This window comes from Thermomonas alba (genome assembly GCF_022419205.1).
Taxonomy (GTDB): domain Bacteria; phylum Pseudomonadota; class Gammaproteobacteria; order Xanthomonadales; family Xanthomonadaceae; genus Thermomonas; species Thermomonas alba.
Map to the genome: position 1 here is coordinate 384,332 of NZ_JAJOZU010000001.1, position 11,303 is coordinate 395,634.

The window sequence follows — 11,303 nt, forward strand, 5'->3', positions numbered from 1 at the left end:
TCAGATTTCCCGCGCCAGCCGCTCGGCCAGGCCGGTGTAGCTGGCCGGGGTCATCGCCAGCAGGCGCATTTTGTCGGCCTCCGGCAGAGCGAGCGATTCGACGAAGCCGCGCAGCGCCTCGGCGCTGATGCCCTGGCCACGGGTCAGCGCCTTGAGCTGTTCGTACGGATTCGGCAGGCCGTGGCGGCGCATCACGGTTTGCACGGCCTCGGCCAGCACTTCCCAGCTGGCGTCGAGGTCGGCGGCCAGCCGCTCCGGGTTGGCGCTGAGCTTGCCCAGGCCGCGCTGCAGCGCATCGAACCCGATCAGCATGTGGCCAAACGCCGTGCCCAGCGCGCGCAGCACGGTGGAATCGGTGAGGTCGCGCTGCCAGCGGCTGATCGGCAGCTTGGCAGCGAAATGCTCGAACAGGGCGCTGGCAATGCCGAAGTTGCCTTCCGCGTTCTCGAAGTCGATCGGATTGACCTTGTGCGGCATGGTGCTGCTGCCGACTTCGCCGGCCTTTACCGCCTGCTTGAAGTAACCCTGCGAGATGTAGCCCCAGATGTCGCGGCAGAGGTCGATGGCGATGGTGTCGATCCGCTTGCAGGCGTCGCACAGTTCGGCCACGCCGTCGTGCGGCTCGATCTGGGTGGTGTAGGGCTGCCAGTCTAGACCCAGGGACTCCACGAAACGCCGCGAGAACGCCGGCCAGTCGAACTCCGGATAGGCGGCTACGTGGGCGTTGTAGTTGCCCACGGCGCCATTGATCTTGCCCGGCATCGGCAGCGCGGCCAGCACCTCGCGCTGGCGTCGCAGGCGCGCCACCACGTTGGCCAGCTCCTTGCCGACGGTGGTCGGCGAGGCGGTCTGGCCGTGGGTGCGCGAGAGCATCGGCAGCGCGGCGTATTCGTGCGCCAGCGTGCGCAGTTTCTCGATCAAGGCGTCGAGCTTGGGCAGCAGCACCTCCTGCCGCGCCTGGCGCAGCATCAGCGCATAGGACAGGTTGTTGATGTCCTCGCTGGTGCAGGCGAAGTGCACGAATTCCAGCGCCGGTCCCAGCTCGGCATCGTCCTTCAGGCGCTCTTTGATGAAGTATTCGACCGCCTTTACGTCGTGGTTGGTGGTGGCTTCGATTGCCTTGACCCGCGCCGCATCCTCCACCGAGAAGCCCGCGGCCAGCGCGCGCAGGCGCGCGGCGGCGTCCGCGGAAAACGGCGCCAGCTCCGGGATGCCCGGCTCGGCGGCCAGCGCCAGCAGCCATTCCACTTCGACCTGCACGCGCGCCCGAATCAGTCCGTATTCGGAGAAGATCGGTCGCAGCAGGTCCACCTTGCCGGCGTAGCGGCCATCCAGCGGGGACAGGGCAGTGAGGGTGTGCGGCATGGGGGGCAGGTGGCGTGCAATAGGGGTGCGCATTCTAAACCGTCGCGGCGCTATCCTCCGGACATTCCCGACCTGGAGCAGGCCATGACGACCCGCCCATCCCGCCGCAAGCCGGCAAGCGGCTTCCGCCTCGAACACGACAGCATGGGCGCGCTGCAGGTGCCCACCGACGCGCTGTGGGGCGCGCAGACCCAGCGCGCGATCGACAACTTCCGCATCTCCGGGCGGCCGCTGCCGCCGGCATTCCTGCGCGCCTTGGGGCTGGTCAAGGCCGCGGCGGCGATGGTCAACGGCCATCTCGGGCTGCTGGATGGGGCGCGCGCGGAGGCCATCGTGCAGGCGGCCACCGCGATCGCCGCCGGCGCGCATCTGGACCAGTTCCCGATCGACCGCTACCAGACCGGTTCGGGCACCTCCAGCAACATGAACGCCAACGAGGTGATCGCCCACCTCGCAGCGGCGGCCAGCGGCCTGGCGGTGCATCCCAACGACCACGTCAACCTCGGCCAGAGCAGCAACGACGTGGTGCCGACCAGCATCCGGGTGATGGCGGTGGTGGAAGCGCGGCAGGCGCTGCTGCCGGCGCTGGCGCATCTGCGCAAGACCATCGACCGCCGCGCCAAGGCGCTCGAGGGTGTGGTCAAGACCGGGCGCACGCACCTGATGGATGCGATGCCGCTGACCTTCGCGCAGGAGTTCTCGGCGTGGTCGGCGCAGCTGGCCTCGGCGCAGGCGCGGATCGAGGACAGCCTCAAGCGCGTGCGCCGGCTGCCAATCGGCGGCACCGCCATCGGCACCGGCATCAATGCCCATCCGAAGTTCGGCAAGCGCGTGGCCAAGGCGCTGGCGGCCGCCACCGGCGTCCGCTTCGAGCAGGCCGACAACCTGTTCGAAGGGCTGGCCGCGCAGGACGATCTGGTGGAACTGTCCGGCCAGCTGTCCGCGCTGGCGGTGGCGCTGATGAAGATCGGCAACGACCTGCGCTGGATGAACTCCGGGCCGCTGGCGGGCCTGGGCGAAATCGTGCTGCCGGCGCTGCAGCCGGGCAGCTCGATCATGCCGGGCAAGGTCAATCCGGTGATCCCGGAGGCGCTGTGCATGGTCTGCGCGCAGGTGATCGGCCTGCATCAGGCGATCACCGTGGCCGGCCAGAGCAGCAACTTCCAGCTCAACGTGATGCTGCCCCTGATCGCCGGCAACCTCGACGAGCAGTTCACGCTGCTGGCCAACGGCATGCGCGCGCTGGCCGATCAGGCGATCGCCGGGCTGACGGTGCGCGCCGAGAATGTGGCCGCGGCGCTGGAGCGCAATCCGATCCTGGTGACCGCGCTGAACCCGGTGATCGGCTACGAGAAGGCCGCGGCGATCGCCAAGCGCGCGTATGCCGAAGGCCGCCCGGTGCTGGCGGTGGCGCTGGAGGACAGCGGGCTGGACGAAGCCCGCCTGCGCCGCCTGCTGGATCCGGTCGCGCTCACCCGCGGCGGCATTCATGCCGGCGCGGGGGGCGCAGGCTAGCCGGCGCGCGGTTTTCCCGGCTCAATCCTCTTTGAACGCGCGAATGCTGCTGGCGCTTTCCACCACCCGGATGCGGTCGCCGACGGCCAGCGGATGCTCGGGATCCTTGGCCTGCACCAGCACGTACTCCTGATCGCCACCATCCTCGCGCCAGGTGATTTCCAGGCCGATCTGCTTGGCCAGCGCGCGTTCGGCCTTCTCGCCCAGCGCCTGGCCGATGCCGGCTCCGAGCACACCGCCGACCAGCTGTCCGCGTCCGCCGCCGGTCTCGCTGCCGGCGATGCCCCCCAGGCTGCCGCCCAGTACCTGGCCGGTGCCGGTGGTCGGGTTTTGCAGGGTCACTTCGCGCAGGGCCACGATCACCCCGTGATGGACGATCATCTTCTGCATGACGTCCATCGGGCCGTAGGTGCTGGGGGGTGGGGTGCTGGCGCAGCCGGAGAGGACGCCCAGCAGCAGGGCCAGACAGATCGGTTGAAACCGGATGCGGGTGCCGGAGAGTGTCGAGCGTTGCAACATACGGACATCCTGGGAAATGCCATGGGATGGGAGCCGGGCCGCTGCCGTCATCAGGGCGACGATGGCCGGGAACGGCCCGCTGTGGACGTTATCGGGCGCCGGAGCCGATTTTTTCATCCAGTCGGCGCGCGTCGGGCATTTTTAGGGAACCTCTGATCAACTCAGAGGGTCCCGCCGGCCATGGAGGGCCGGCCACGCATCAATCACGCAAGTGATTGATGCGTGTGAGCCGAGTCCGGGCCTGTACCGGACTCGGCGTGGGCTGACAACGCCTGGATGGCGTTGTTCAGACCTTCCTTAGGATTTTCTGCAGTGGGGCAGGGCGCGGCGGGCGCCTCCCCAACGGTGGAGGTCACGGGCTGGTCACGGCGACGCCATGGCCTTTGGCGTGTGATTTGCCGCACTCGTCGATGTCGGCCTGGGTCATGGTGGCATAGGGCCTGAACGCCGGCAGCGAGGCCGCCAGCGACTGCTGCAACGCCAGCAGCGGCGGCAGCTGCACGCACAGCTTGCGTGCCTCGGCTTCGATCGCATCGCTCTTGGCCTGCATCCGGCGCTCGAACTCCTGGCGCGCCTGTTCACCGCCGAAGGCCGCGCCGAGCACGCCGCCCAATGCCTCCCCGGCGATGTCCGCGCCTTTCCCGCCGATCGCGATGCCGGCCTCGGCCAGCGCGATCACGTGCTGGCGGTAGTCCAGCAGCTGCTTGCGTTGGGTGGCATCGATCGTAACTGGCTTGCCTGCGATCAGCAGGTCACCCTGCGGGGTGATTTCGGCTTTGGGTAGCGATGAATCCGGCCGTCGCACATGGTGCCCATCAATATCGAGATCGATGCTGCCGTTGAGGCTCAGATTCTTTTCGTGCAATTCCTTGCGCGCTTCGGCGAGCGCCTTGTCCACCTGCTGGCCGACGAAGCCGAGCGGAGCATCTGCGCCCGGAGCGGGCGAAGATGCTGGCGCGGGCGGTGCCGGCGATTTGCTGCAGGCGATCAGTGGGAGCGCGGTGAAGAGCGCGAGAGCAAGCGTGGTGAGGGGCTGGCGGTGCATGCTGGAATCCTCGAAATCGAGAAGGGGGGGTTAGTTGTCATCGCGCCAGCGGCGCAGGCGCACGGCGGCGGCGAGCATCGCGATGCCGGCAGCGGCGCCGATCCACAGCTGCGGAGTGGCCAGCACCGAATACATCGCCTGCAGCGTCGCCAGATGGCGGCCCAGGCCATTGCCCTGCAGCACATCGAGATCCATCACGCCGAGCCATGAGCCGGGGAACACGCCGCCCAGCAGGTGCGCTACCACGTGTTTCCAGAACCAACTGCTTTGCAGGTCGAACACCTGCATCAGATCGAACCAGCTGATGAATACCCCGGCGAACACCGGCAGCATGATCGCCCACAGGAATGGCTTGCTGCGGGCCCAGACCGAGCACAGCATCAGCCAGCCGACGCTGGGTAGCGCCCACAGCGCATACACCGGGATCGCCGCGAGCGCCACGCCGGCATTCGCAAGCAGGTTGCCGGGGCTCCACAGCAGGGTCAGCGGATTGCCGTGGTGGAGCAGCACGAACACGCTGAGTACCAGCAGGAACGCGACCATGCAGGCGATTCCGACTGCCACTGCGAGGGATGGCGCCACCAGCAGCGCGCTGGCCGCCTTCGACAGCACGGTGTCGCGGTCGGAGACCGGCAGCGACTTCCAGAACAGCACGCTGCGGTCCTTGCGCTCGTCGTACAGGCTGCCCAGGCAGTAGAAGAACACCACGAAGCCGAGCACCAGCAGGGGCCAGAACATCGCCGAGGCGGTGCTCATGCTGACGCCGTCGGCCAGCTTCTGCAGGTCTTCTGGCGACATTTTGCTCGTTACCAGGCTGAGGTCGAGGCCATTGACCACTACCTGGCCGTCGATCTTGATACCGCCGTGCTCGGACACCGTCCGGCGCAGCCCCACTTCAGCCATCACCAGCGCCATCAGGGTCAACAGCAGGGAGATGCCGCCGGCCCAGATCGGCGCCCAGAAGAAGCCGCCGCGGTGTTCCCAGAACTCGCGCTTGAGCAGCAGCTTCAGCTTGTGGATGGCGTGCGGCGGGGTGCGCGCGGGCGCGCGCGGGGCGGCGTCGAAGCCGTCCATGTCGGTGCGGGCGTTCATGCGTAGGTTCCTTTCATGGTGGCGACGAACAGGTCGGCCAGGCCGGGGGTGCGAGTTTCGCCCAGTTCCGCCAGGCGCGCCGGGTCGGCGCCGTCGAACAGCATCACGGTCTTGCCGAACGGCAGGCTGCGCTCGTCGATGGGTTTCAACGCGCGCGCTTGCTCGAGCCGGTCCGCGTTCACCAGGACTTCGACATAGCGCTCGCCGAGGGTGTCCATCGCGGTTTCCAGCACGATCTTGCCGGCGCGGATGAACATCACGTCGGTCAGGATGTGCTCGATCTCTTCGACCTGGTGGGTGGTGACCAGAATGGTCTTGTTCTCGTCGAAGTAGTCCTCCAGCAGGCGCTGGTAGAACTGCTTGCGGTAGAGGATGTCCAGGCCGAGGGTTGGCTCGTCCAGCACCAGCAGGCGGGCGTCGATCGCCATCACCAGCGCCAGGTGCAGCTGCACGATCATGCCCTTGGACATCTCGCGCACTTTCATCCCGGGCTTGAGCTGGGTGCCCTCGAGGAAGCGCTGGCATCGCGCGGCGTCGAACCGCGGGTGCACGCCGGCGACGAACTCGATCGCCTGCGCCACCGTGATCCAGCGCGGCAACACGGCCACGTCGGCGATGAAGCAGATGTCGTTCATCAGCGCATCGCGTTGGGTGCGCGGGTCCTTGCCCAGGACCTGCAGCTCGCCCTCGAACGGGATCAGGCCGAGGATCGCCTTGAGCGCGGTGGTCTTGCCGGCGCCGTTGGGGCCGATCAGGCCGACGATCCGGCCGGCCGGGATCTCGAAGCGGGTGTCATCCAGTGCCAGCGTGTTCTTGTAAGCCTTGCGCAGGCCGCGGGCGGAGACCACGGGCAGGTTCGTTTCGGCGTTCACTTTTTCCCCCATTTCTGCTGCGGGTCCAGCAGTTCCTCGATGCTCAGGCCAAGGCGCTGGATGCGTTCCAGCACCTGCGGCCATTCCTCGCGCAGAAAGCGCTCGCGCTCGCTCTGCAGCAGGCGCGCGGTGGCGCCCTCGGTGACGTACATGCCAAGCCCCCTGCGTTTTTCGACGAGTTGGTCGTCCACGAGCTCCTGGTAGGCGCGTGAGACGGTGATCGGGTTCAGCTGGTATTCGGCGGCCACCTGTCGGACCGAAGGCAGGGCGTCGCCCGGCTTCAGTACGCCGTCCAGCATCATCGCGATCACGCGCTCCTTGAGCTGGCGGTAGATGGGAGCGCCATCGCTCCATTCGACGGTCGCCATGGTTCAGCTCCGGGGTGAGAAGGAAAAAAACGGCATTCGCAGCGAGTGTCGCGGGCGTGGTATCGCAGCCTGGCTGGTGGATACGGTAAGCGCGCGCATGGCGACGACGGATGCGGGGGGCGTCGGCCGCGCCGCTGCCTGCGCCGGCGACACCGGAGCAGGGTTGGCCGAAGTGCTGACCAGCAGCACGCTGATGAGGAGCGCGCTGGAGGTCAGGGCTGCCATCAGGGAGTTGTGGAGCTTGCGGTTCATGGCGAACGTCCTGCTCTGGGTATTCAGTGTTGTAGGCAACTATAACACTAGGGTTTCGCCTGTCAAGCACCGCATGACCCAACCAAAGACAGGGGGGGCGAGCCGGTGCATCCCAAGGATTGCCGCTGCCGGGCCGGGGAACGACAATGGCGCGTTGCCCGGCCTGCGTATCTCCACGGCGGGCGTCTTCCGGAGAGCGACACGATGTGGTTTTCATTGCGGCGGCCCTGGGCCGCGCTACTGGCCTTGACCCTGGTGGTGGGTACGCTGCAGGCGCAGGAGGCGATGCCTGCCAGCGAGCGCGAGCAGGTCAGCTACATGCTGGGCCTGGACGCCGCCCGCAGTGTCGGCCCCGGCCTGCCGGACATGGACATGGCCGCGTTCCAGCGCGCGGTGGAGAACGCGCTGGCCGGCGGCAAGCCGCTGCTGGCGCCGGACGAAGCACGCGCCACCTGGCAGGGGCTCATGGCCAACATCGCTGCGCGTCGGGCCGGCAAGCCGGGCGCGAGCCTGGATCGCGCCAAGGTGGGGCTGCTGTTGGGCGCCACCGTGGGCCAGACGCTGCAGGATGCGCGCGGCGAGTTCGACATGCCGATGTTCCTGCGTGGGGTCGCGGATGGCGCCGATCCATCCGTCACGCCATTGCTGGATGCGGCGCGGCTGGCCGAGGTGCGCAGCCGGTTTTCGACGCGGCAGGAGGAAAAGCGTGCCGAGGAACGCAAGCGCGCGGGTGAATCGGCGCTCGCGAAGGAACAGGCGTTCCTGGCCAAGAATCGCCAGGTCAAGGGCGTGTTCGTCACCCCCAGCGGCCTGCAGTACCAGATTCTGCGCCAGGGCGACGGCGTGCGTCCCAAGCCAGGGCAGCGCGTGCGCGTGCACTATGTCGGCACGTTGCTGGACGGTACCAAGTTCGACAGTTCCTATGATCGGGGCGAGCCGGCCGAGTTTGGACTCGACCAGGTCATCAAGGGCTGGAGTGAGGGCGTGGCGATGATGCCGGTCGGCGCCAAGTACCGGTTCTGGATTCCGTCCGCGCTCGGTTACGGCGAGAAGGGCGCCGGCCGCGACATCCCGCCCAATGCCACCCTCGTGTTCGACGTGGAACTGTTGGGCGTCGAATGAGTCCTACCAGGCACACTCGCCTGCCATCATGTTTCCTCGGCGCCCGCGCCGCCTTCCCATCGCATCATGTCCCTGGAGTTTCCCGAAGATGAAGCCAATCGTCCGTCCCACCCTGCTCGCTCTGGCCACCGTGCTGGCCGTGTCCGCCTGCAATGCCGAAAAGAAGCCGGTGCAGGTGTCCGATGCCGCCGCGCAGGCCGGCAAGCCCGCCGATGAAAAGACCGGTTACCCGGGCCTGCCCACCGAGAAGCAGCAGGTGAGCTACGCCATTGGCATGGCCATGGGCCGGCAGCTGTCCGAGATCAAGGACGAAGTCGATACCGACACCGTGGTCAAAGCGCTGCGCACCCAGATGAGCGGGGGCAAGGCGCTGATCACCGATGCCCAGGCGCAGCAGATCATGCAGACCTTCGGCCAGAAGATGCAGGCCAAGCAGATCGCCAAGATGATGGAGGAGGCCAAGGCCAACCTGGAGAAGGGCGAGAAGTTCCTGGCCGAAAACGCCAAGAAGCCGGGCGTGATCACAACGACTTCTGGGCTGCAGTACCAGATCATCACCGAGGGCAAGGGCCCCAAGCCGGCGGCGAATGACGGCGTGAAGGTGGACTACCGCGGCACCTTGCTGGACGGTACCGAGTTCGACAGCTCCTACAAGCGCGGCGAGCCGGCGGTGTTGCCGCTGCAGGGCGTGATCCCGGGTTGGTCGGAAGGCCTGCAGCTGATGCCGGTGGGTTCGAAGTTCAAGTTCTGGATTCCGGCGAAGCTGGCCTATGGCGAGCAGGCGCCGCCGATGATCGGCCCCAACCAGGTGCTGGTGTTCGAGGTCGAACTGCACGAGATCGTCAAGCCGCCGCGCGGCGCGCAGTGATCGCGCAGGTTTAAAATCAATCCTGCATGTTCGGGGCCCGGCGCGCCACGAGCGCGCGCGGGCTTTTCGTTTACGGAGGCATTGGATGCGAGTCTGTATTTTCGGCACTGGCTACGTGGGCCTGGTGACCGGTACCTGCCTGGCCGAGGTCGGTCATGAAGTGGTCTGCGTGGACGTGGATGAGGCCAAGATCGCCGGGTTGAACCGAGGCGAGGTGCCGATCTACGAGCCGGGTCTGACGCCGATGGTGCAGGCCAACCACGCTGCCGGGCGGCTGCGCTTCACCACCGATGCGGCGGCCGGGATCGCGCATGGCCAGGTGCTGTTCATCGCGGTCGGCACTCCACCGGACGAGGACGGCAGCGCCGATTTGCAGTACGTACTCGCAGTGGCGCGCACCATCGGACGCCATTTGCAGCGGCCTGCCATCGTGGTGGACAAATCCACCGTGCCGGTGGGCACTGCCGACAAGGTGCGTGCGGCGATCGAGGACGAGCTGGCAGCGCGTGGGGTGGAGATCGCCTTCCAGGTCGTCTCCAATCCGGAGTTTCTGAAAGAGGGCGCGGCGGTCGAGGACTGCATGCGCCCGGACCGGATCGTGATCGGCACCGACAGCCCGCAGGCGCTGGAGACGCTGCGTCGGCTGTATGCGCCGTTCAACCGCAATCACGAGCGCATCGTGGCGATGGATGTGCGCTCGGCGGAGCTGACCAAGTATGCGGCCAACGCCATGCTGGCCACCAAGATCAGCTTCATGAACGAAATCGCCAACATCGCCGAGCAGGTCGGCGCGGACGTGGAGATGGTGCGCAAGGGCATCGGCTCCGATCCGCGGATCGGCTGGCATTTCATTTATCCGGGCGTCGGCTATGGCGGCTCGTGCTTCCCCAAGGACGTGCAGGCACTGGCGCGCACTGCGCAGCAGCATGGGGTGACGCCGCGCCTGCTGCAGGCGGTGGAAGCGGTGAATGCTGCGCAGAAGCAGCATCTGTTCGAGCTGATGGTGCGTCATTACGGCAACGCCGATGCACTGCGTGGCAAGACCATCGCGCTGTGGGGGCTGGCGTTCAAGCCGAATACCGACGATATGCGCGAGGCATCCAGCCGCACTTTGCTGGCGCAGCTGTGGGCGGCAGGAGCGCGGGTGCAGGCCTTCGACCCGGAAGCGATGGGCGAGGCGCGGCGGATCTTCGGCGCGCGCGATGACCTGCGGCTGTGCGAAAGCGCGCAGGCCGCCCTGCAGGGCGCCGATGCGCTGGCGGTCGTCACCGAGTGGAAGCAATTCCGCAGCCCGGACTTTGCGCGGCTGCGCGCGCAGCTTGCCGATGCGGTGATCTTCGACGGCCGCAACCTGTATGAGCCGGCCGAGGTCGAGGCGGCTGGCATCGCCTATTACGGCATCGGGCGCGGACGTTCGCTGCGGCGGGAGGCGCTGGCGTGATCGATCCCGAGCTCGAGCGTCGGCTGGTGGATCTGGAAACGCGGCTGGCGTTCCAGGAGCACGCGCTGCAGGAGCTCAGCGATGCGCTGGCCGCCGCGCGCGCCGAGGAATCTGCCAATGCGCTCCGCCTGCATCGCGCATTGGAGGAGTTGCGCCAGCTGCGTATCGCTCTGGCCAACAGTCCTGCCGTCGGCGATCCTGCCAGCGAGCCGCCGCCCCCGCATTATTGAACGATCAGATTGCAGTTCCTGGGTGTTCGATGAGCAATTCCCTGCGCGATCAGTTGCTTGGTCTGGGTTTCAAACCTGCTTCGAAGCCGGTTTCCGGTTCCGCAAAAGCCGCCCGCAAGGCGCCGTCTGGGCCGGGCGGCAAGTCCGCGCCTTCGCCGCGTCCGCGTGAGCAGGACATCGATCTGGCGAAGGCCTACGCGCTGCGTGCGCAAAAGGAGAAAGAAGAGCGCATCGAAGCCGAGCGTCGCAAGCAGGAACAGGCGCGTCAGCGCCGCGAGGCCAGGGCGAAGCTGGAGGCCTTCCTGCAAGGCAAGGCGCTGAACGTGGCCGAAGCCGAGCACGTGCGCCATTTCGAGTACGGCGGCAAGATCAAGCGCATTTATGTGACCGCCGAGCAGTTGAAGGCGCTCAATGCGGGTGAGCTGGGCGTGGTTCAGCTCAACGGCCGCTATCTGCTGGTGGACGCTGCGGTGCTGGCCGAGGCGGAGACGATTTTCCCGGACGCGGTCGCGCTCAAGGTGGATCCGAATGCGCCGACCGAGGACGATCCCTACTCCGATCCGAAATACCAGGTGCCGGACGATCTGATGTGGTGAGCGTGGACCGCCGCGCCG

Annotated in this window: 13 protein-coding genes; 6 read left to right on the forward strand and 7 right to left on the reverse strand. The window is 67.1% G+C overall.

The features are described from left to right. Positions 1-1,365: an adenylosuccinate lyase gene (gene purB / locus ML342_RS01850; protein WP_240125201.1), complete on the reverse strand. Its 1,365-nt coding sequence runs from the start codon at positions 1,363-1,365 to the stop codon at positions 1-3. Between the two features lie 84 nt (positions 1,366-1,449). On the opposite strand from purB, the gene ML342_RS01855 reads away from it, so the two are divergent. Continuing rightward, positions 1,450-2,880: a class II fumarate hydratase gene (locus ML342_RS01855; protein WP_240125202.1), complete on the forward strand. Its 1,431-nt coding sequence runs from the start codon at positions 1,450-1,452 to the stop codon at positions 2,878-2,880. A 21-nt stretch (positions 2,881-2,901) separates the two neighbouring features. Here the strand turns inward: ML342_RS01855 and ML342_RS01860 are convergent, their stop codons facing one another. The 6 genes from ML342_RS01860 to ML342_RS01885 form a co-directional block, all read right to left on the reverse strand. Then, positions 2,902-3,399 carry an outer membrane lipoprotein gene (locus ML342_RS01860; RefSeq protein ID WP_240125203.1) on the reverse strand — a complete coding sequence of 166 codons (498 nt, stop codon included), beginning with the start codon at positions 3,397-3,399 and terminating at the stop codon, positions 2,902-2,904. A 352-nt stretch (positions 3,400-3,751) separates the two neighbouring features. Beyond that, on the reverse strand, positions 3,752-4,444 hold the full coding sequence (locus ML342_RS01865) for a DUF2884 family protein (RefSeq protein WP_240125204.1): 693 nt from the start codon (positions 4,442-4,444) through the stop codon (positions 3,752-3,754). Positions 4,445-4,474: 30 nt separating this feature from the next. Next, positions 4,475-5,536, reverse strand: coding sequence for an ABC-2 transporter permease (locus tag ML342_RS01870; RefSeq protein ID WP_240125205.1), 1,062 nt, complete (start codon positions 5,534-5,536; stop codon positions 4,475-4,477). Further along, entirely contained in the window at positions 5,533-6,408 is an 876-nt protein-coding gene (locus ML342_RS01875) for an ABC transporter ATP-binding protein (protein WP_240125206.1), read from the reverse strand. The genes ML342_RS01870 and ML342_RS01875 overlap by 4 nt, the downstream gene beginning before the upstream one ends. After that, entirely contained in the window at positions 6,405-6,776 is a 372-nt protein-coding gene (locus tag ML342_RS01880) for a GntR family transcriptional regulator (RefSeq protein ID WP_240125207.1), read from the reverse strand. Before ML342_RS01880 ends, ML342_RS01875 begins: the two co-directional genes overlap by 4 nt. A gap of 3 nt (positions 6,777-6,779) precedes the next feature. Beyond that, the gene (locus ML342_RS01885) at positions 6,780-7,028 is read right to left on the reverse strand and encodes a hypothetical protein (RefSeq protein WP_240125208.1); all 249 of its coding nucleotides are present in this window, start codon (positions 7,026-7,028) and stop codon (positions 6,780-6,782) included. A gap of 204 nt (positions 7,029-7,232) precedes the next feature. Here ML342_RS01885 and ML342_RS01890 point away from each other — a divergent pair, with 204 nt between their 5' ends. From ML342_RS01890 to ML342_RS01910, 5 genes are all read left to right on the forward strand, one after another. Beyond that, positions 7,233-8,150, forward strand: a complete 918-nt coding sequence (locus tag ML342_RS01890) for an FKBP-type peptidyl-prolyl cis-trans isomerase (protein ID WP_240125209.1) — start codon at positions 7,233-7,235, stop codon at positions 8,148-8,150. Positions 8,151-8,238: 88 nt separating this feature from the next. Continuing rightward, positions 8,239-9,018: an FKBP-type peptidyl-prolyl cis-trans isomerase N-terminal domain-containing protein gene (locus ML342_RS01895; RefSeq protein WP_240125210.1), complete on the forward strand. Its 780-nt coding sequence runs from the start codon at positions 8,239-8,241 to the stop codon at positions 9,016-9,018. Positions 9,019-9,103: 85 nt separating this feature from the next. Continuing rightward, positions 9,104-10,459, forward strand: coding sequence for a UDP-glucose dehydrogenase family protein (locus ML342_RS01900; RefSeq protein ID WP_240125211.1), 1,356 nt, complete (start codon positions 9,104-9,106; stop codon positions 10,457-10,459). Then, complete coding sequence (locus ML342_RS01905) at positions 10,456-10,689, forward strand: SlyX family protein (RefSeq protein ID WP_240125212.1); 234 nt, start codon at positions 10,456-10,458, stop codon at positions 10,687-10,689. Before ML342_RS01900 ends, ML342_RS01905 begins: the two co-directional genes overlap by 4 nt. 29 nt (positions 10,690-10,718) lie before the next feature. Next, the gene (locus ML342_RS01910; protein WP_240125213.1) at positions 10,719-11,285 is read left to right on the forward strand and encodes a DUF2058 domain-containing protein; all 567 of its coding nucleotides are present in this window, start codon (positions 10,719-10,721) and stop codon (positions 11,283-11,285) included. Positions 11,286-11,303 lie beyond the last annotated feature (18 nt).